This window comes from Sinomonas sp. ASV486 (assembly GCF_030908215.1).
Classification (GTDB): Bacteria; Actinomycetota; Actinomycetes; order Actinomycetales; family Micrococcaceae; genus Sinomonas; species Sinomonas puerhi.
Map to the genome: position 1 here is coordinate 209,727 of NZ_JAVFJK010000006.1, position 19,870 is coordinate 229,596.

21 protein-coding genes, 1 pseudogene and 1 riboswitch are annotated in these 19,870 nt (G+C 68.5%); of the genes and pseudogenes, 19 read left to right on the forward strand and 3 right to left on the reverse strand.

Translation table 11 applies throughout. The features are described from left to right. Positions 1-13: 13 nt before the first annotated feature. Entirely contained in the window at positions 14-1,234 is a 1,221-nt protein-coding gene (locus tag RBS60_RS10765; RefSeq protein WP_307957545.1) for an MFS transporter, read from the reverse strand. Positions 1,235-1,437: 203 nt separating this feature from the next. Between RBS60_RS10765 and RBS60_RS10770 the strand changes: the two genes are divergently transcribed. From RBS60_RS10770 to RBS60_RS10785, 4 genes are all read left to right on the forward strand, one after another. Continuing rightward, the gene (locus tag RBS60_RS10770; protein ID WP_307957546.1) at positions 1,438-2,838 is read left to right on the forward strand and encodes an ammonium transporter; all 1,401 of its coding nucleotides are present in this window, start codon (positions 1,438-1,440) and stop codon (positions 2,836-2,838) included. Then, complete coding sequence (locus RBS60_RS10775; protein ID WP_307957547.1) at positions 2,835-3,173, forward strand: P-II family nitrogen regulator; 339 nt, start codon at positions 2,835-2,837, stop codon at positions 3,171-3,173. Before RBS60_RS10770 ends, RBS60_RS10775 begins: the two co-directional genes overlap by 4 nt. Before the next feature lie 271 nt (positions 3,174-3,444). Further along, entirely contained in the window at positions 3,445-4,878 is a 1,434-nt protein-coding gene (locus RBS60_RS10780; protein ID WP_307957548.1) for an ammonium transporter, read from the forward strand. Then, positions 4,875-5,213, forward strand: coding sequence for a P-II family nitrogen regulator (locus RBS60_RS10785; protein WP_307957549.1), 339 nt, complete (start codon positions 4,875-4,877; stop codon positions 5,211-5,213). The genes RBS60_RS10780 and RBS60_RS10785 overlap by 4 nt, the downstream gene beginning before the upstream one ends. Positions 5,214-5,352: 139 nt before the next feature. Here RBS60_RS10785 and RBS60_RS10790 read toward each other — a convergent pair whose 3' ends face one another. Beyond that, positions 5,353-6,786 carry a glucose-6-phosphate dehydrogenase gene (locus tag RBS60_RS10790; RefSeq protein WP_307957643.1) on the reverse strand — a complete coding sequence of 478 codons (1,434 nt, stop codon included), beginning with the start codon at positions 6,784-6,786 and terminating at the stop codon, positions 5,353-5,355. Between the two features lie 253 nt (positions 6,787-7,039). Here RBS60_RS10790 and ffh point away from each other — a divergent pair, with 253 nt between their 5' ends. Then, entirely contained in the window at positions 7,040-8,629 is a 1,590-nt protein-coding gene (gene ffh / locus RBS60_RS10795) for a signal recognition particle protein (protein WP_307957550.1), read from the forward strand. A gap of 416 nt (positions 8,630-9,045) precedes the next feature. On the opposite strand, the gene thiC is transcribed toward ffh, so the two are convergent. Continuing rightward, positions 9,046-10,806: a phosphomethylpyrimidine synthase ThiC gene (gene thiC / locus RBS60_RS10800; protein WP_307957551.1), complete on the reverse strand. Its 1,761-nt coding sequence runs from the start codon at positions 10,804-10,806 to the stop codon at positions 9,046-9,048. Further along, a riboswitch (TPP riboswitch) is annotated at positions 10,801-10,908 on the reverse strand. (Overlaps the previous gene by 6 nt.) A gap of 31 nt (positions 10,909-10,939) precedes the next feature. Between thiC and RBS60_RS10805 the strand changes: the two genes are divergently transcribed. From RBS60_RS10805 to RBS60_RS10870, 14 genes and pseudogenes are all read left to right on the forward strand, one after another. Continuing rightward, a complete protein-coding gene (locus RBS60_RS10805) occupies positions 10,940-12,055 on the forward strand; it encodes an amidohydrolase family protein (protein ID WP_307957552.1) in 1,116 nt (371 codons plus the stop codon). Positions 12,056-12,111: 56 nt separating this feature from the next. Next, the gene (locus RBS60_RS10810; RefSeq protein WP_307957553.1) at positions 12,112-13,002 is read left to right on the forward strand and encodes a VOC family protein; all 891 of its coding nucleotides are present in this window, start codon (positions 12,112-12,114) and stop codon (positions 13,000-13,002) included. A gap of 111 nt (positions 13,003-13,113) precedes the next feature. Further along, complete coding sequence (locus tag RBS60_RS10815; RefSeq protein WP_307957554.1) at positions 13,114-13,569, forward strand: hypothetical protein; 456 nt, start codon at positions 13,114-13,116, stop codon at positions 13,567-13,569. 206 nt (positions 13,570-13,775) lie between these two features. Next, entirely contained in the window at positions 13,776-14,198 is a 423-nt protein-coding gene (gene rpsP / locus RBS60_RS10820; RefSeq protein WP_307957555.1) for a 30S ribosomal protein S16, read from the forward strand. Between the two features lies 1 nt (position 14,199). Next, positions 14,200-14,442 carry an RNA-binding protein gene (locus RBS60_RS10825; protein ID WP_307957556.1) on the forward strand — a complete coding sequence of 81 codons (243 nt, stop codon included), beginning with the start codon at positions 14,200-14,202 and terminating at the stop codon, positions 14,440-14,442. A 97-nt stretch (positions 14,443-14,539) separates the two neighbouring features. Beyond that, entirely contained in the window at positions 14,540-15,100 is a 561-nt protein-coding gene (gene rimM / locus RBS60_RS10830; RefSeq protein ID WP_307957557.1) for a ribosome maturation factor RimM, read from the forward strand. Next, complete coding sequence (gene trmD / locus RBS60_RS10835) at positions 15,101-15,925, forward strand: tRNA (guanosine(37)-N1)-methyltransferase TrmD (protein WP_307957558.1); 825 nt, start codon at positions 15,101-15,103, stop codon at positions 15,923-15,925. Positions 15,926-16,148: 223 nt separating this feature from the next. Beyond that, positions 16,149-16,508, forward strand: a complete 360-nt coding sequence (gene rplS / locus RBS60_RS10840; protein ID WP_307957559.1) for a 50S ribosomal protein L19 — start codon at positions 16,149-16,151, stop codon at positions 16,506-16,508. A gap of 44 nt (positions 16,509-16,552) precedes the next feature. Beyond that, a complete protein-coding gene (gene lepB, locus RBS60_RS10845; RefSeq protein WP_307957560.1) occupies positions 16,553-17,218 on the forward strand; it encodes a signal peptidase I in 666 nt (221 codons plus the stop codon). Between the two features lie 95 nt (positions 17,219-17,313). Then, positions 17,314-17,967, forward strand: coding sequence for a signal peptidase I (gene lepB, locus RBS60_RS10850; RefSeq protein ID WP_307957561.1), 654 nt, complete (start codon positions 17,314-17,316; stop codon positions 17,965-17,967). Continuing rightward, a complete protein-coding gene (locus RBS60_RS10855; RefSeq protein ID WP_307957562.1) occupies positions 17,964-18,746 on the forward strand; it encodes a ribonuclease HII in 783 nt (260 codons plus the stop codon). The genes lepB (RBS60_RS10850) and RBS60_RS10855 overlap by 4 nt, the downstream gene beginning before the upstream one ends. After that, positions 18,743-19,066, forward strand: a complete 324-nt coding sequence (locus RBS60_RS10860; protein WP_208712739.1) for a DUF2469 domain-containing protein — start codon at positions 18,743-18,745, stop codon at positions 19,064-19,066. The genes RBS60_RS10855 and RBS60_RS10860 overlap by 4 nt, the downstream gene beginning before the upstream one ends. 100 nt (positions 19,067-19,166) lie before the next feature. Further along, positions 19,167-19,523, forward strand: coding sequence for a YraN family protein (locus tag RBS60_RS10865; RefSeq protein ID WP_307957563.1), 357 nt, complete (start codon positions 19,167-19,169; stop codon positions 19,521-19,523). Then, positions 19,523-19,777, forward strand: a pseudogene (locus RBS60_RS10870) (magnesium chelatase domain-containing protein); the annotation flags it as partial. The gene RBS60_RS10865 and the pseudogene RBS60_RS10870, both read left to right, overlap by 1 nt. Positions 19,778-19,870: the final 93 nt, after the last annotated feature.

Below are 19,870 nucleotides of genomic sequence, written 5' to 3' on the forward strand. Positions count from 1 at the left end.
ACCGGGTGGCGCGTCAGGTCACGTCCCTCTCGCGGATCGGGAGCTGGCGCTCCGACGCGGCGGCTGCCCGCCACGTCCACAGCGGCAGGGCCGCGAGCAGGCAGAGACCGGACACCGCGAACGCCCACCCATAGCCGACGCCGTCGGCGAGCGCGCCCGCCGCGAGCGGGCCGAGGATGCTGCCCACATCGGAGGACATCTGGAACACGGCCAGGGGCCGGCCTCCGCTGCGGTCCGAGCCGATGGTGTCCGCCACCGTCGCCTGAAGCGACGGTCCGAGGAAGCCCGCGCCGAATCCCGCGGCCACGGAGAGCGCGAAGAACACTGCTTCCGAGCCGCTGAAGCCGAGGAAAGCCGTCGGTACGGCGGTGGCGACGAGGCCGAGCACGGCCACCGGCCGACGGCCCCAGCGGTCCGCCAGCCGCCCAGAGAAGGTGAGGGCCGTTGCCGTCCCGGCCGCGTACAGCGCGAGCGCGAGTCCCGCGGCCTGGGGCCCCGCGCCGAGGGCCGCCGAGGCGAACAAGGGCACGAGCGCCATGCGGATCCCGAAGGCGGCCCACCCGTTCGCGAAGTTCGATCCGACGGCCGCTCGGTAGGGGGCCTGGCCGAGCGCCTCGGTGAGGTCGAGCGGCGGGCGCGCGGTCGCCGTCGTGCGCTGCCCCCCGGAGACTCGGCCCAGCAGGAGGTGCACGACGGCGGCCGCCACCACGAGCGCGACGGCGTAGACAATGAACGGCACCCGCAGCCCGAAGCCGGCCAGGAGGCCGCCGATGACGGGCCCGGCGATGTTGCCGAGCAGGAAGGACCCCGCGTAGAGCCCGCTCACACGGCCCCGGGCGTCGGGCGGGGCGAGCCGGACCATGAGCCCGGACGCCGAGATCGTGAACATGGTCGAGCCGATCCCGCCGAGGCCCCGGACGGCCAGGAGGGTCCAATAGTCGGGCGCGAACGCGCAGGCAGCGCTCGAGGCCGCGACGAGCAGGAGCCCGGCGACGTACACAGGCCGCTCCCCGAGCCGGTCCACGAGCGAACCCGCAGTGGGGGCGAGGACGAGACGGGCGAGCGCGAAGGCGCTCACGATCACCGAGGCTGCCGTGGCCCCGACGCCGAAGCTCGTGGCCAGCTGGGGCAGCACGGGGGCGACGAGCCCGAAGCCGAGGGCAATGACGAACGCAGCGGTGATGAGCACCCAGACGTCGCGGGGCACCGGAGATCGCGGAGAGCGGCTGGGCATGGCTCCACCTTAACGAAATGTCCCCGAAACACTCGTGTGACCGAGCCTTAACACACCGCTGGGAGTTGTAACGGTGCCGCAATGTGGCCCGCGCCTCATCGAAACACCTCCGGAGGACTCTGGTTCCAGAAGGCCCGAGCGGGAGCTGGGAACAGCAACCGAAGGGGCCTGGCAGTTCCGTCCACCCCCCGAAAGGCAATCCCATGACCACCACCTTCAGCGCTGGGGACACCGCCTGGGTGCTCGCCGCGGCGGCGCTTGTGCTGCTGATGACGCCCGGGCTCGCGTTCTTCTACGGCGGCATGACGCGCGCCAAGTCAGTCCTGAACATGATGATGATGAGCTTCGGTGCAATCGCCCTCGTGGGCGTGCTCTGGGTGCTCATCGGATACTCAATGTCCTTCGGCACCGACTGGTTCGGTGGCCTCGTGGGCAACTTCGACAAGTTCGCCCTGCACGGGACGCTCTCGACCGGCGACGACATGGCGCTGGCAGGGACGATCCCGGAACTGGCCTTCGTGGGCTTCCAAGGCGTCTTCGCGATCATCACCGTCGCGCTGATCTCCGGCGCGATCGCCGACCGCGCCAAGTTCGGCGCCTGGATGGTCTTCGCGTTCTTCTTCTCGATCCTCGTCTACTTCCCGGTTGCCCACTGGGTGTTCGACGCCAACAAGGACGCCAACGGCAACTTCATCGGCGGCTGGCTCAACGGTCTCGGCGTGATTGACTTCGCCGGTGGCACCGCCGTCCACATCAACGCCGGCGCGGCCGGTCTGGCGCTCGCCCTCATCCTGGGCAAGCGCAACGGCTTCGGCAAGGACCCGAACCACCGTCCGCACAACCTCCCGTTCGTGATGCTCGGCGCGGGCCTCCTGTGGTTCGGCTGGTTCGGCTTCAACGCGGGCTCGGCCCTCGGGGCCAACGGCGTGGCCGCGTTTGCCTGGATCAACACGCTCGTGGCCCCCTGCGCGGCGGTGCTCGGATGGCTCATCGTGGAGAAGCTGCGCGACGGCCATGCGACATCCCTCGGTGCGGCCTCGGGCGCAGTGGCCGGCCTCGTGGCCGTCACCCCCGCGTGTGCCGCGATCTCGCCGCTCTGGGCCATCGTGCTCGGTCTCCTCGCCGGGGCGGTCTGCGCCCTCGCCGTAGGCCTCAAGTACCGGTTCGGCTACGACGACTCGCTTGACGTGGTGGGCGTCCACCTCGTCGGCGGCATCGTCGGCACGCTCTTCATCGGCCTCGCGGCGGGACCCGGTGCCCCGTCCAAGGGCCAGGGCCTGTTCTACGGCGGCGGCTTCGAACTCCTCGGCAAGCAGGCTATCGGCGCGGGTTCGGTGCTCGTGTACTCGTTCGTCCTCTCCCTCGTGATCGGCTGGATCATCTCCAAGACGATGGGCTTCCGGGTCTCGACCGAGGCGGAGGAGGCCGGCGTCGACATTGCGCTCCACGCCGAGACGGCCTACTCGGCCGGCACGGCAGGCTCGACGGGCGCCAGCTTCCACCCGCTCGGTTCCAAGGCCCAGGCCGAGGTCGACGCGTTCAACGCAGACGACCTCCTGGCTCGGCCATCAGGCAAGCAGAGTGGAAAGAAGATCAACGCATGAAACTCATCACGGCGATCGTCCGACCCGAGAAGCTCGACGTGATCCGGGAAGCCCTCGAGGCCTACGGGGTCCAGGGCATCACGGTGAGTGCGGCGAGCGGCTATGGCCAGCAGCGCGGCTACACCGAGGTCTACCGCGGCGCCGAGTACAGCGTGGACCTCCTCCCGAAGATCCGCATCGAAGTCCTCGCCACGGACGATCAGACCGATGACATCCTCGATGTGATCATCACGACGTCCAACACCGGACGGGCCGGGGACGGCAAGGTCTGGACCGTGGACGTCCACGAGGCGATTCGGGTCAGGACCGGTGAGCGCGGGGCGGCAGCGATCTAGCGGCCCCACGGAGATACGAGAGACAAGACAGATAACTGGACGGACGACGGCGGGTTCCCACCCGCCGTCGTCCGCTTGGGTGGGGGCGCGGAGACGGACCGGACAGGATCAGCGAGGGGCTCCGCGAAACATGGCGTTAACCTTTGCGTGACCGGCACTTAACAATGGGCCCGATCCTGTAACGCGAGGGCAACATGGGCGGTGCGGGAAGGAAACACCGGGACGGGATTCTTGAGTAACTGCTCCAGTCCCGTCGAAAGGCCACGCGAACATGAACACTGGCGACACAGCCTGGGTCCTCGTCTCGGCTGCCCTCGTGCTCCTCATGTCTCCGGGACTGGCCATCTTCTACGGGGGCATGACCCGGGTGAAGTCGATGCTCAACATGATGATGATGAGCTTCGGGGCCCTCGCCCTCGTCGGTGTGCTGTGGGTGCTGTTCGGGTACTCGATCGCGTTCGGGACGGACGCTGGAGGAGGCCTCTTCGGCAACCCGTTCGAGGACTTCGGCCTGCACAACCTCCTCGCGACGGACGGCTCGATGCCGCTCGTCGGCACGATTCCCGAGATCGTGTTCGTCGGGTTCCAGGGCGTCTTCGCGACCGTCACGGTGGCACTCGTATCGGGCGCCATCGCCGACCGCGCCAAGTTCGGCTCGTGGATGGTCTTTGCGGGCCTGTTCGCCGTGCTCGTCTACTTCCCTGTGGCCCACTGGGTGTTCGACTCGAAGAAGGACGCCTCGGGCACGTTCATCGGCGGCTGGCTCAACCACCTCGGCCTCATCGACTTCGCGGGCGGCACAGCCGTCGAAGTCCTCGCAGGCGCCGCGGGCCTCGCCCTTGCCCTCGTGCTCGGCAAGCGCGTCGGGTTCGGCAAGGACCCCGAGCACCGCCCCCACAACCTCCCGCTCGTCATGCTGGGCGCCGGCCTCCTGTGGTTCGGCTGGTTCGGCTTCAACGCCGGTTCGGCCCTCGCCGCCAACGGCGAGGCGGGCTTTGCCTGGATCAACACGCTCGTTGCCCCATGCGCCGCCGTGCTCTCGTGGCTGGTGGTCGAGCGGGTGCGCGACGGGCACGCCACCTCGTTCGGCGCCGCTTCCGGTGCGGTCGCGGGCCTCGTCGCGATCACGCCGTCGTGCGCCACGATCGACCCCGTGTGGGCGATCGCGCTCGGCATCGTCGCTGGCGCGGTCTGCGCACTGGCCGTGGGCCTGAAGTACCGCCTCGGCTTCGACGACTCGCTCGACGTGGTGGGCGTGCACCTCGTCGGCGGCATCGTCGGCACGCTCTTCATCGGCCTCGTGGCCGATCCGGCTGCTCCAGTTCCGGGCCAGGGCCTGTTCTACGGCGGCGGCTTCGCCCTCCTGGGAACCCAGGCCCTCGGAACCGGTGCCGTCCTCGTCTACTCCTTCGGTGTGGCCCTCGGACTCGGCTTCGCGATCAAGGCGGTCATGGGCTTCCGGGTGGCCCGGGATGTCGAGGAGGCCGGCGTCGACCTCGTGATCCACGCCGAGACGGCGTACGCCGCGCATGCAGTTCCGGCCGGTGTGGGCGGCGGCTTCCACCCGCTGGGTGTGCGCCACACCGTCGAGACGATCCTCGAACAGCATCTCGAGAAGCTCCACCAGCCTGGTGTGACGCGCACTGCAGCACATTCAGAGGGGGTGCTCGCCGGAATGGTTCCGGCAGGTACTGTTGGCCCGTGAAGCTCATTACCGCCATCGTCCGGCCCGAGAAGCTCGACGCCATCCGTGAACAGCTCGAGTCCGAGGGCGTCCAGGGCCTGACCGTGAGTGGTGCGAGCGGTTATGGCCGCCAGCGCGGCTACGTCCAGGTGTACCGCGGCGCCGAGTACAGCGTGGACCTGATCCCCAAGATCCGGATCGAGGTCCTCTCCACGGACGAGCAGGCGGAGGAGATCCTCGAATCCATGATCACTGCGGCCTCGACCGGCTCCCAGGGCGACGGCAAGATCTGGGTCGTCGAGGTCCAGGACGCGGTTCGCGTCCGCACCGGGGAGCGCGGCGCCTCAGCCATCTGAGGCCGACTTCCTGGGCGGTGCCCCTTCGCGGTGCCCGTGAGCAGTCCCGCGGCGAGGCGGGCGCACGACGGCGGGACCAGCCCGCCGTCGTCCGCCCGCCTTTGACCTGCCGTCAGGGGCCGGAGGCGCACGCAGCGCTTCAGGCGTCGTCGCCCGACGTCGGGCCCTCGAGCCCTCCCTCGGTTCCGTCCTCGCCCTTCGCCGAGGTGGCCCAGCCCGCTGGACCACCGCTGCCGGCCGGGTAGGCATCCATCGGCACCTCGTCAGCGGCCCACGCGTTGAGCACGGGCTCGACGACGCGCCAGCAGCTCTCGGCGGTGTCACCGCGCACGGACAGCAGGGGGTCGCCGTTCAGCACGCCGTCGAGGACCTCGCCGTAGGGGAGGAGATCGGTCTCGCCGAGGTCGGCGTCGAGTGTGACCCGGTTGAGGTTCAGGACGTCGCCGGGTCCATTGACGTCGACGTCGAGCTGGAGGACGTCAGGGCCGAACCCGATGCGGAGGCGGTTCGGCTCGTCGACGCCACGGAATCCTTCGGGCAGGTGCGGCACGGGCTTGAACGTGACCACGGCCTCCTTGCGCTTGGCCCCGAGGGCCTTGCCGGAGCGGAGGATGAACGGCACCCCCGCCCAACGCCAGCTCGCGAGGGTCACGGTGATCTCGGCGAGCGTCTCCGTGCCCCTGGACGGGTCGACTCCGGGTTCCGACGTGTAGTCCGGGACATCGCGGCCGGCGAGGTTCCCGGCCGTGTAGCGGGCACGGCGCGTCGAGCCGCTGAACGGCGCCTCAACCCGGGCTGAGCGCAGTACGGAGCTGATGCCATCGCGCAGGTCGCGTTCGTCGAGCCGTGCGGGCGCGTCCATCGCGATGATCGCAAGCACATGCAGCAGGTGGCTCTGGATCATGTCCCGGAGCGCGCCGGCGCGGTCGTAGTAGCCCGCGCGCCCCTCGAGGGCGAGGTCCTCGTCGAAGAAGATCTCTACTTTCTCGATGTGGTCGCGGTTCCAGACAGGCTCGAGGAAGTTGTTCGCGAAGCGCAGACCCAGGATGTTCAGGACCGTTCCCTTGCCGAGGAAGTGGTCTATCCGGTGGATCTGGCTTTCGGGGACCAGCTGGCGGAGCGTGTTGTTGAGCTCCGCCGCGGAGGCTTCGGACGAGCCGAACGGCTTCTCGAGGGCCAGACGCGTGCCCTCGGGCAGCTCGGAGGCCTTGAGGAGGCTGCACGCCTTCTGGCTCACGGCGGGCGGGAGGGCGAAGTAGACCGCGACCGGAGCCGGAAGCCTGGCGATCTCGCCGGCGAGCGCGCCGGGCGCCGTGACATCGAGGTTCTCGTAGGTCGACTCGCGTCGGATCCGTTCGAGTTCGGCTCGCCCGGCGTCCGTGGCGTCCTTGAGGGAATCCTCCGTGGCGTCGTGAACCCGCTGCGACCACTGGTCCGCGGTCCAGTCCTCGGAACCCGCGCCCACTACCGTGAGGCCCGCGTGCCGGCCCGTCGCGAGCAGCCTCGCGAGGCCGGGGAACAGGAGGCGGCCAGTGAGGTCGCCGGATGCCCCGAGGATCAGCAGGCTACGCACGGCGGGCGAGGACCCGCGCGGCGCTTCGGCGGCAGGCCGTGTCTCATCGGTGTGGTCAGTGTGCTGTGTCGTATCCGGTGTCTGCGTCACGGGGCAAGCATGCCACCTCGTCCGGTTGGTAACCTTGAGGATGGTCAGATCCGTCCTCGGCGGGTCGGGCTCCAAGGCGATACCACTCAAAGGCGATGCTGCGGCCGGACTAAGCGTCCGGCAGTGACGCTCACCGAACCACGACTGAAAGCGACTGGGGCACGTGTTCAACTCCCTCTCTGACCGTCTCACTGCGACGTTCAAGAATCTCCGCGGCAAGGGCCGCCTGAGCGAGGCGGACGTCGACGCCACAGTCCGGGAGATCCGCCGGGCGCTGCTCGACGCCGATGTCGCCGTGCCCGTGGTCCGCGACTTCGCCGCCCGTATCCGCGAGCGTGCGCTAGGCGCGGAAGTCTCCGGCGCGCTGAACCCGAGCCAGCAGATCGTGAAGATTGTCAACGAGGAGCTGCAGGGCATCCTCGGTGGCGAGACGCGCCGCCTGAGGCTCGCTAAGAACCCGCCGACAGTCATCATGCTCGCGGGCCTCCAGGGCGCTGGCAAGACGACCCTCGCCGGAAAGCTCGGCAAGTGGCTCAAGGCCCAGGGCCACTCCCCGCTGCTCGTCGCAGCAGATCTCCAGCGCCCCAACGCCGTCACCCAGCTCCAGGTGGTCGGCCAGCGCGCGGGCGTGGCCGTGTTCGCCCCCCACCCCGGCATCCAGTCCGAGTTCGAGGCCCCGACGGGCAACCCGGTCGCGGTGGCACGGGACGGCGTGGCCGAGGCGCGCGCCAAGCTGCACGACGTCGTCATCGTGGACACCGCCGGCCGTCTCGGCGTCGACGCCGAGATGATGCAGCAGGCCGCGGACATCCGCGCTGCCGTGGACCCGGACGAAGTGCTGTTCGTCATCGACGCGATGATCGGCCAGGACGCCGTCAACACGGCCAAGGCGTTCGAGGAGGGCGTCGACTTCACGGGCGTCGTGCTTTCTAAGCTCGACGGCGATGCCCGTGGCGGTGCTGCGCTCTCGGTCGCGTCGGTGACGGGGCGCCCGGTCATGTTCGCCTCCACCGGTGAGGGCCTCGACGACTTCGAGCTCTTCCACCCGGACCGCATGGCTTCCCGCATCCTCGACATGGGGGATGTCCTGACGCTCATCGAGCAGGCCGAGCAGAGCTGGGACAAGGACGAAGCCGCCCGGATGGCGAAGAAGTTCGCCGACCAGGAGGACTTCACCCTCGAGGACTTCCTCGCCCAGATGCAGCAGATCCGCAAGATGGGCTCGATGAAGAAGATGCTCATGATGATGCCGGGCGCCGCCCAGTTCCGGCAGCAGCTCGAGCAGTTCGACGAGCGGGAGATCGACCGCGTCGAGGCCATTGTCCGGTCTATGACGCCGCACGAGCGCGTGGCCCCCAAGATCATCAACGGCTCGCGCCGTGCCCGCATCGCGCGAGGCTCTGGGGTGCACGTCTCGGAGGTCAACGGACTGCTCGAGCGCTTCGGCCAGGCGCAGAAGATGATGCGCAAGATGGCCCAGGGCGGCGGGATCCCCGGCATGCCAGGGATCCCCGGCACCGGCGGCTTCGGCGGAGCCAAGAAGGGTCCCGCGAAGGGCAAGAAGAAGGCGAAGTCGGGCAATCCGGCCAAGGCGGCGCAGCAGCTCCGTGAGGCGGAGGCCAGGCGGACCGCCGGTGCATCCAAGGCGCTCGATACCGCACAGGGGTCTTCCTTCGGCGGGGCGCAGGCGCAGGATTTCGACCCGTCCTCGCTCAATCTGCCCAAGGGCTTCGAGAAGTACCTCGGCAAGTAGTCCGAAACCGGTAAAACGGCGTACAAGAGTAGGACGGCGAGCGGACGTCAGCGAAAGTACGACGGCGAAGGGGCGCCTCCCAGACACAGCGGGAGGCGCCCCTTCGCCGTCGTGCGCCTCCCCACGCCGAGTTCCGGCCCCCTGAGCGCGAGGTCACCCCGTGTGCCGCCGAGGTCACCCCGGGTAGCGCTGAGGTCACCTGAGCGAGCCGCAGACCACCCTTTGCGGCCCCGGCGAAGTCGGGTTGTTGCGCGCAAAGGGCATCACTACTTGCCCTATTCCGAACCTTGGCTCGGCGAAAACGGGACTGAACTCGCGTCCCCATGGGGTGACCTCGCACTCACTTGGGGTGACCTCGCGCTCACATGGGGTGACCTCGGCGTCAGGAGGCCCGACCTCGGCGGGAGGAGGACCGGCTACTCCGGGGCGCCGACCGTGATGGTCTCGGGCAGGTACACCTTGCCGCCGGTGGCTAGGAACTCCTCGCTCTTCTGCCGCATGCCGGCCGCGATGTCGACGAGCTCCTCCTGAGCCGCCTTCGAGCCGAACTCGTTGCGGATGTCCTGGGAGATCCGCATCGAGCAGAACTTGGGCCCGCACATCGAGCAGAAGTGCGCGGTCTTGGCCGGCTCGGCAGGCAGCGTCTCGTCGTGGAAGGCCTCAGCCGTGGCGGGATCGAGCGACAGCGAGAACTGGTCTCGCCAGCGGAACTCGAAGCGGGCCTTGGAGAGGGCATCGTCGCGCTCGTGCGCGCCTGGGTGGCCCTTCGCGAGGTCCGCGGCGTGCGCGGCGATCTTGTACGTGATGACGCCGGTCTTGACGTCGTCCTTGTTCGGCAGACCGAGGTGCTCCTTCGGCGTGACGTAGCAGAGCATCGCCGTCCCGTACCGCGCGATCTCGGTCGCCCCGATAGCCGAGGTGATGTGGTCGTAGCCAGGGGCCACGTCCGTCACGAGCGGACCGAGCGTGTAGAAGGGGGCGCCGTCGCACAGCTCCTGCTGCCGCTCGACGTTCTCGCGGACGAGGTGGAACGGAATGTGGCCGGGCCCCTCGACCATGACCTGGACGTCGTACTTCCAGGCCCGCTTCGTCAGCTCGGCGAGCGTGTCGAGCTCGGCGAACTGCGCGGCGTCGTTCGCGTCCGCGGTCGAGCCTGGGCGAAGGCCGTCGCCGAGCGAGAACGCGACGTCGTACCGCGCGAAGATCTCGCACAGTTCGTCGAAATGCGTGTAGAGGAAGTTCTCCTCGTGGTGGGCGAGACACCAGCCGGCCATGATCGACCCGCCGCGCGAGACGATCCCCGTGACGCGCTCGGCGGTCAGGGGCACGTAGCGCAGGAGCACGCCGGCGTGGATCGTCATGTAGTCGACGCCCTGCTCGCACTGCTCGATGACGGTGTCGCGGAAGATCTCCCATGTGAGTGCCGAAGCGTCGCCGTTGACCTTCTCGAGCGCCTGGTAGATCGGCACAGTGCCGATCGGCACGGGGGAGTTGCGGATGATCCATTCGCGGGTGGTGTGGATATCGTCGCCGGTCGAGAGGTCCATGACCGTGTCGGCACCCCACTTGGTCGCCCACTGGAGCTTGTCGACCTCCTCCTCGATCGAGGAGGTCACGGCGGAGTTGCCGATGTTGGCGTTGATCTTCACGAGGAAGGCCTTGCCGATGATCATCGGCTCGCTCTCGGGGTGGTTGATGTTGTTCGGGATGATGGCCCGACCCGCGGCGACCTCGGAGCGGACGAGCTCGACATCGCAGTTCTCGCGGAGCGCCACAAACCGCATCTCGGGAGTCACGACGCCGGCCCGCGCGTAGTGCATCTGCGTCACCCGCTGTCCGGGCTTGGCACGCAGCGGCACGGGCTTCGCGCCCTTCCACTCCGCCGAGGCCTCGCCGCGCCGAACGGCCGAGCGGCCATCGTCGAGGAGGTTCCTTTCGCGGCCCTCGTACGGCGCGGTGTCCCCACGCTCAGCGATCCACGCGGATCGGAAGGCCGGCAGCCCCACGACGGGATCGCTGCCCGGGCCCGAGGTCCGGTAGACCCGCAGCGGCGCGTTGGCCTCGCCGTTCGGCGCGTCGTCGAGCGCGATCTCGGTAACCGGCACCTTGAGGCCGTGTTCGGGATCCTCAACGAAAGCGAGCGAGTGGGCAGGGTGCTGTTCTTGCAGGTGTTCCATGGAGTTCTCACTTCCTACGCCGGCATAACCCGGACAGGTTCGACGGTCGCAGGCCGCGTCAGCCTGATCTCAGCCCCTGCGAGGGCACCCGTGTGGACGCGTTGGACCTTAGCACGGTCGCTACGCTGGGTGCATGCATGACGCTGTCCACCTGAGTGGTCCCGTGCTGGCAGGCCTCCACGACGAACGGCCGGAGGCTTGGATGGCGGGCGGTCGGATCACCTATGTCGCACCGCCGGGGCCCGTGGCCCGAACGGTTGCGGGCTGGGCCGTCCCGGGCCTCGTGGACGCGCACTGCCACATCGGGCTGGTTCCGGGAGGGGCGCCCGACGACGCCGCGGCGCTCGCCCACGCTCGGACCGAGGCCGCCGCCGGGGTGCTCCTGGTGCGGGACTGCGGCAGCCCCACCGACACGCGCTGGCTGCAGGCGCGCGACGACGTCCCTCGCCTCGTGCGGGCCGGCCGGCATCTTGCGCGGTCGCACCGCTATCTCCGCGGCCTCGCGCACGAGGTAGCGCCCGAGGGCCTCGTCGAGGCCGTGCGCAAGGAAGCGCGCGCAGGCGACGGATGGGTCAAGCTCGTGGCCGACTGGATTGACCGGGAAGCCGGCGACCTCGCACCCGCGTTCCCACCCGCCATCGTGCGCGAGGCCGTCGCCGCGGCGCATGCCGAGGGTGCAAGGGTCACCGCGCACACCTTCGCCGAGGAGACGATCGACCACCTCATCGATGCGGGCATCGACTGCCTCGAGCACGCGACCGGCCTCCAGGAGCGGCACCTCCCTCGCCTCGCCGATGCGGGCATTCCCATCGTGCCGACCCTGGTCAATATTGCGACGTTCCCCCAGATCGCCGCCACTGGCGAGGCGAAGTTCCCGCGTTATGCAGCGCACATGCGCGCCCTCTGGGAGCGCCGCCACGAGCGGATCGCCGCGGCACATGCGGCCGGCGTGCCCGTCTATGCGGGCACCGACGCCGGGACGGTGATCGCCCACGGGCGCATTGCCGATGAGGTGGCGGAGCTCGCCGTCGCCATCGGCCCCGCAGCGGCGCTCGACGCCGCTTGCTGGTCCTCGAGGCGCTGGCTCGGCGTTGCGGCGCTCGATGAGGGGGAGGCGGCCGACGTCGTGGTGGTGGCGGACGATCCGCGCCGCGACGTCGGGACGCTCGCCGCGCCTCTGGCCGTGTTCCGCAACGGTGCGCTGGTCGCGGGCAGGGGAGTAGGCGAGGGAATATCTCCGGTTGATTGAAGCTTCAAGTAACCATACACTTGAATCAGACTCGACCGGCACTCTAGGAGCCACCCATGACCACGCAAGCCTCGTCCGCCGCCACGCAGGACCTCCTGCCCGCTGATCTCACCATGGGCACGGTGATGCTCAAGGTCGGCGACATGAAGCTCATGCTCGACTACTATCAGCGTGCTCTGGGGCTCGTCCCGATCTCCGAGTCCTTTGGCGGCGTCTACCTCGGACGGCAGGGGCTTCCGGTGATCCACCTCAGCCCGGCTGCTGGCCTGCAGATTCCCGGCCGCGGCGAGGCGGGCCTGTTCCACACCGCGATCCTCTTCGACAGCCGCGCGGATCTCGCGGCCACCGTGGCGACTGCCGCGCAGTACGAGCCGCGTCTGTTCGCCGGCAGCGCAGACCACCTGGTCTCGGAGGCGTTCTACTTCACCGACCCCGAGGGCAACGGCGTGGAGCTCTACTTCGACAAGCCGCGCGACACATGGCAGTGGAACGGCGACCACGTGGTGATGGACTCGCTTCCCCTGCCCCCACAGGTATTCCTGAACCAGAACCTCACCGAGGCATCCCTCGACGGTCAGCGCGAGTCGGTGGCTGGCATCGGGCACGTCCATCTCCAGGTCGGCGACGTGGAGACCGCCCAGAGGTTCTACGTCGACACGCTCGGTTTCGAGAAGACCGCGGGATGGCACGGTCAGGCGCTCTTCGTCTCGGCAGGTCGGTACCACCACCATATGGCGATGAATGTGTGGAACTCACGCGGCGTCGGGCCCCGCCGGGACACGCTGGGCCTCGGCGAGGTCCTCATCAAGGTCCAGGCGCAGGATGATGTGCTCGCAGCGGCCGATCGCCTCAAGGTCGGCGGCATCGCCACCCAGCACACGGGTGCCGAGCTGCGCTTCGAGGATCCGTGGCGCAACCAGATCCGCATGGCCGTCGTGGAAGCCTGACACTCCCTGCGCTACGCTCAACGTGTCCGCGCTCGCCGCGGACACCGTGAACGGCAGCCATGGCGAGCCGCCACGTGCCAAGAGAGCCAAGTGCCCATTGAGGGGGAACCAGTGTCCGCTCCCAGTCCCTTCGCTGAGATCTTCGTCTCCACCCATGAAGATGCGATCGCCAGGGCAGCCAAGCTCGACGGCGGCGTCTCCGACGACACCGGGGGTCTGCGTATTCCGGGCGTTTCCGACTACGAGATCGAACAGCTCGGCACCCTTGTCGGCGCGGCCGTGCATGCGCCCGGGGCGGATTACGAGCTGAGCATGGTCGATGTCGGCTCGGACAGCCTCCTGGCCGTTCCATCGTCCATGGTCCGGGCCCTCGCAGACCTCCTCGGCTACGAGTCCGAGGAGGGCGAGGGGAACGCCGTCGAGCGTGTGGCCGCAGCATGGGTCGATCAGGAGGATTTGCCGTTCGAGGCGCGGGAGGCCTACGACTACGTCGAGCAGCTCGCCAAACTCGCGGCCGACGTCGACGACTCGGATCGGCAGGAGCTCTACGTCTGGGCGGGGTCCTGAGCCGGCCCCTCGCGCAAGCACCCGGGGGCGCAGGCAGAATGCAAAACACCGCGGCATCTGGCACAATAGACAGGTACTCGATCCGCGCGGCCCCCTCTCTCCGTGTGCATCGTGTTGACAAAGAGCCCTGACGAAGTACGGCCCGCCCCACGGGAGCGAAAAGGTCCGGGCTCGCCTCATGTTCAGAAACAGGAGTGACCACAACCGTGGCCGTTAAGATTCGACTCAAGCGCTTCGGCAAGATGCGCGCCCCGTACTACCGCATCGTCGTCGCCGACTCGCGCACCAAGCGCGATGGCCGTGCCATCGAGGAGATCGGCAAGTACCACCCCACCGAGGAGCCCTCGTTCATCGAGGTCAACTCCGAGCGTGCCCAGTACTGGCTCGGTGTCGGCGCCCAGCCGACCGAGCAGGTCGCCGCGCTGCTCAAGATCACCGGTGACTGGCAGAAGTTCAAGGGTCTCCCGGGCACCGAGGGCACCCTCCGGACGCGTCAGGGCAAGGAGGCCTTCGTGGCCCCCGAGAAGAGCTCCGTGATCGTCCCCGAGGCCCCCAAGGCAGCCAAGGAAGAGGCTCCGGCCGAGAACCCTGCTGGAGCTGACGCTTCCGCCGAGGCTGAGGCTGAGTAACTTGCTGGCTGAGGCACTCGAGCACCTCGTCCGCGGCATCGTGGACAACCCGGATGACGTCACGGTCCAGGCGAAGAGCAACCGCCGTGGGGACATCCTCGAGGTCCGAGTCCACCAGGAGGACCTCGGCCGCGTGATCGGCCGTCAGGGCCGCACCGCCCGCGCCCTGCGCACCGTGGTGGCGGCCCTCGCCGACGGTGAGGCGGTCCGGGTCGACGTGGTCGACACCGACCATCGCCGCTGACGCAGTCCCACAGCAGCATCCGGCCCCTCCGCCCGCTAGGGTGGAGGGGCCGTGCCGTTCCCGGCCCGCACAACAACTCAGGAGAGCACACAACCCGATGCATGTTCAGGTCGCCAGGCTCGGTAAGCCGCACGGCATCCGCGGAGAGGTCACCGCACAGGTCTTCACGGACGCCCCCGAGGACCGGTTCGTGCCCGGCGTGGAGTTCACCGTCGAACCCGACGCGCACGGACCCCTGACCCTGCTCGGGGCACGGTGGAACAAGGACATCCTCCTGCTCTCCTTCGCCGAGGTCTCCGACCGGAACCGCGCCGAGGAGCTGCGCGGGGCGATGCTCTTCGTCGACACCGAGGAGCTCGAGGACGACGACGAGGGCTGGTACGAGCACGAGCTCGTGGGCCTCACCGTCCGCGTGGACGGTGAGGACGTCGGCACCGTGGCCGCGCTCCGGACCCTTCCGGTCCAGGATCTCCTGGTCATCGAAACTCCCCAGGGCGAGGTGCTCGTCCCCTTCGTCGAGGAAATCGTCCCGGAGGTCGACACGGAGGGCGGCTTCATCGTCGTCGTCCCCCCGCCCGGCCTTTTCGAGCTCAACCGCGAGGCTCCGGACGCAGCCCCAGAAGGCGAGCCAGCGCGGCAGCCGAACGGGGAAGCCTAGGTGCGCATCGACGTCGTCAGTATCTTCCCGGAGTACCTTGCGCCGCTGGCGCTCTCGCTCCTCGGGCGGGCCCAGGAGGATGGGCTCCTGACTCTCGCGGTGCACGATCTCCGTGAGTTCACCTTCGACCGCCACCGCACCGTGGACGATACCCCCTACGGCGGCGGCGCCGGGATGGTCATGAAGGCGGAGCCTTGGGCGCTCGCCCTCGAGGCGGTGCTCGCCGAGCAGACCGGGGAGGCATCTGCGGCGAACCTTCACGACGGCGCCTCGGTCGCCCCCCGCCGCCCCGTGCTCGTGGTCCCGTCCCCAGCGGGGGCCGTGTTCACGCAGGCCATGGCCTACGAGCTCGCCGAGGAGCCGACCTTGGCCTTCGCGTGCGGACGCTATGAGGGCATCGACGAGCGGGTCCTCGAGTGGGCCTCAGAGGCCTTCGACGTTCGCCCGGTGAGCCTCGGCGACTACGTGCTCAACGGGGGAGAAGTGGCGGTCATGGCCATGGTCGAGGCCATAGGGCGCCTCGTGCCCGGTGTCGTCGGCAACCCAGAGTCCCTCGTCGAGGAGTCCCACTCCGACGGACTACTCGAGTATCCCGTGTACACCAAGCCGTCGTCGTGGCGCGGGCACGAGGTCCCGGAGGTCCTGCTCTCGGGGAACCACGGCAAGATTGCCACATGGCGGCTCGAGCAGCAGCTCCGGCGCACCGCGGCGCGCCGGCCTGAGCTCCTCGACGGCGCCGACGCCGCCGCCTACGGGAAGGCCGAGCGAGCGGTCCTGCGCGAGCTCGGCTACGAGGTCGCTGACGGCAGGCTCCGCCGGGCCTGAACGGCGCGGCGCCGATATGCGCCGGACCCGGCGTCTGTGGCACAATGGATCGTTGTGTCTACCGGGCACGGGACCTGCCACAGGGGGCCCTGGCCAACGGATGAGGGCACACCGCCTCGCCGGGACCTTCGGCTGGCGGTCAAGGATTCGGGTCCGGTCGCTTCCATGCGGCGCGGACCGCGCACCAAAGCGGGTGACCTGTGGCATCTGCCAGGAGAAGATCATGAACATTCTCGACTCCGTCGACGCCGCCTCGCTGCGGTCCGACATTCCGGTTTTTGCTCCCGGTGACACCATCAAGGTGCACGTGAACATCATCGAGGGCAAGAACTCCCGCGTCCAGGTCTTCCAGGGCTTCGTCGTCGGCCGTCAGGGCCACGGCGTGCGCGAGACCTTCACGGTCCGCAAGGTCTCCTTCGGTGTCGGCGTCGAGCGTACCTTCCCGGTGCACTCCCCGATCATCGACAAGATCGAGGTTGTGACCAAGGGTGACGTGCGCCGCGCGAAGCTCTACTACATGCGCGAGCTCCGCGGCAAGGCCGCGAAGATCAAGGAGAAGCGCGACTACAGCAACGCCAAGTAGCCTCAGCGCTGCTTCGCGTGCTCAACGCTTCCATACCTGAAGAAGTGGTAAGGCCAGAACGCCAGTCCCGTCTGCGGGGCTGGCGTTCGGTCGTTCTGGCCGTCACCGTCGCGCTCATCGTCTGGGGCGTCATCAGGGCCCTCGTTCTCGACGTCTTCTACATCCCCTCCGGTTCGATGGAGCCGCTCCTTGCTCCCGGCGACCGGATCGCCGTCGTGCGGACGTCCTCCGACTCCGAGCCGATTCGCCGTGGGGACGTCGTCGTCTTTGACGGGAGGGGCTCGTTCGCGCCGCTGAGCTCCGGCCGGGGCTGGGGGGCGGATCTCGTCCAGAGCGCCGCAGAATGGTTCGGCCTCGTGCCGAACGAGACGGTCTACGTCAAGCGTGTGATCGGCGTCGGCGGGGACCACGTCCGGTGCTGCACGGCCGGGGGGAAGATCGAGGTGAACGGCGAGCCCGTCGATGAGCCGTACGTCTACGCCGGTGACGCGCCGAGCACACAGGCGTTCGACGTCGTCGTCCCGTCCGGGCGCCTGTGGCTCCTCGGCGACCACCGCTCGGTGTCCTCGGACTCCAGGGCCCTCCTGGGTGCTCCCGGGGGTGGGCTTGTGCGCACCGACAAGGTCATCGGGCGACCGACGGCGATCCTGTGGCCACTTGATAGATTGGGCGGGTTGACCACTCACGCGACACCGAAGGACACTCATTGATGCGCAGCCGAGACGCCGGACCCGACGCCACCGGAGCGGGGCCGGAACCCGGAGCTTCCGCGTCTGAGGACCACAGCGCCAGACGTAGCGGCCTTATGGCCTGGCTGCGGGAGATCGCCATCATCCTCGGCGTTGCCATCGTCCTCTCGTTCCTCATCAAGACCTTCCTCTTCAAGGCGTTCTATATCCCCTCAGAGTCGATGGTGCCCACACTCGAGGAGAACGACCGCATCTTCGTGAACCTCTTCGTGCCCCGGAACTTCGCGCTCGAGCGCGGCGAGGTGGTGGTGTTCAAGGACACCAAGGGGTGGCTGCCAGCCGTCCCGGCCACGACCTCGAATCCCGTGACGGACACCCTCGAGTTCGTCGGCCTGCTCCCTGACACCTCCCAGCAGCACCTCATCAAGCGGGTCATCGGGCTTCCCGGCGACCACGTGGTCTGCTGCGACGCCTCCCAGCGCCTCACGGTCAACGGGCAGGCGCTCACCGAACCCTACGTGAACCCCGCCGAGACTCCTCGGGTGGTCCCGTTCGACGTCACTGTGCCCGCAGGGAGCATCTGGGTTATGGGGGACAACCGCAACCACTCGGCGGATTCCCGCTACCATGAGGGCATCCAGCCCGGTTCCGGGTTTGTCTCCATCGGAGACGTCGAGGGACAGGCAGCGGTGATCGCGTGGCCGCTGAACCGGATCCGCTCGCTGGACAGCTACCCGGACGCATTCAAAGACGTGCCCGCACCGAAATGAGCACCCACGCAGCAGTCGGCAGGACGCGGGGCCTCGCGCCGCGGCGCACGACGGCGCCCACTCTGCGTTTCGTGAACCGGCTCGCTGCAGCCTACGGTCCCCTGATCGCCGGGTGCGACGAGGTGGGCCGCGGAGCCCTCGCGGGACCCGTCAGCGTAGGGATCGTGGTGGTCGATGCGCGCAGCGTCGTGACCCGCACCGTGCTCCGGGACAGCAAGCTGCTCACTCCGGAGCGCCGGGTCGAACTCGTCCCCCTCGTGCGCTCGTGGGGCGTGGGCTGTGCCGTCGGGCACGCCAGTGCACAGGAGATTGACGAGGTCGGAATCATGGACGCGCTCCGCCTCGCTGGCGTGCGAGCTCTCGACGAGCTTGCTGCGGCCGGCGTGGTCCCTGACGTAGTTCATCTCGATGGCAACTACAACTGGCTCTCGCGCGGAGGCCAGGCGTCCCTCTTCGACCCTCCTGCTGCGCTGCCTGCCGTTCCCGTCGAGACCACGATCAAGGCGGACCTTTCGTGCCAGGCGGTGGCGGCGGCGAGCATTCTGGCCAAGGTGGCGCGGGATGCGATCATGGTCGGCTACGGCAGCGTCGATCCCCGGTTCGGCTGGGCTGTTAACAAGGGGTACGCCACCGCCGAGCACCGGGCGGCGATCCTCGAGCACGGACCGACCGAGCTGCACCGCCGTTCCTGGCACCTCGGCACTGCCGAGGATGAGCAGACTGCCGAGGAAGCCATCGTGTCCGAGGGGGACCTCGGCGGGAGGAAGATAGGACTATGAGCGCCGAAGACCTTGAGAACTACGAGACGGACATGGAGCTCCAGCTCTACCGCGAATACCGGGACGTCATCTCGCTGTTCAGCTATGTGGTGGAGACGGAGCGCCGGTTCTATCTCGCCAACCATGTGGATCTACAGGCACGCTCCGCCGACGGCGAGGTCTACTTCGACCTGACTCTGCAGGACGCGTGGGTCTGGGACGTGTACCGCAGCGCGCGCTTCGTCAAGAGCGTCCGCGTCATCACGTTCAAAGACGTCAATGTCGAGGAGCTTCCCAAGGTTGAGGACCTCGGTCTGCCCAAGGGCGGCCTCGGCACCTAGCGCCCTTCGCTTCTCCTCCACAAGAGCCGGTTCCGGCGTGTCGTCCACATAGCGCTGGAGGCCCGTTCCGCGCCCGATGGGATCGAACCAGTCTGGTTCCATGAGAGCCAAGGACAGACTCGGTCAGCGCGGGGAACGCCTCGCGGAAGAGTACCTTCGGTCAACGGGCGCGGCCATTCTGGACCGCAACTGGCGTTGTCGCGAGGGAGAGCTGGACATAGTCGCCGCGGACGCCGGGACGCTTGTGGCCGTCGAGGTCAAGGCGCGCCGCTCGTGGGACTTCGGGCATCCTTTCGAGGCGGTCGACGCCGCGAAGCTCGGCCGCATCGTGCACCTCCTGAGCGCGTGGGCCGCGGTGCACGGGGTCCACAGCCGGGCCAGGCGCATTGACGTCATCGCCGTGACGGGTCCGGCCGGGGAACGCTCGGTCATCGAGCACCTCAAGGGCGTGGCCTGATGGCCGGCATCGGCAGGGCTCTTGGGGTGGCTCTCGTGGGCCTCAACGGCTACCTCGTCGAGGTCGAGGCAGACATCGGGCAGACACTGCCCAGCTTCGTGCTGCTCGGACTTCCCGACTCCGCGCTCAGCGAGGCCCGCGAGCGTATCCGCAGCGCGGCGAAGAACAGCGGGCTCCCGTTGAGCCGGCGAAAGCTCACGGTGAACCTCATTCCGGCGTCGCTGCCGAAGCGCGGCACGGGCTTCGATCTTGCCAAACCGCAAATTTGGCACCCCTTGCAGCCGTTGATCGCCTCGGCGCATACTGGCGGCAGGTAGGTTGAAGCTTCAACCAACCGGAACACCGAG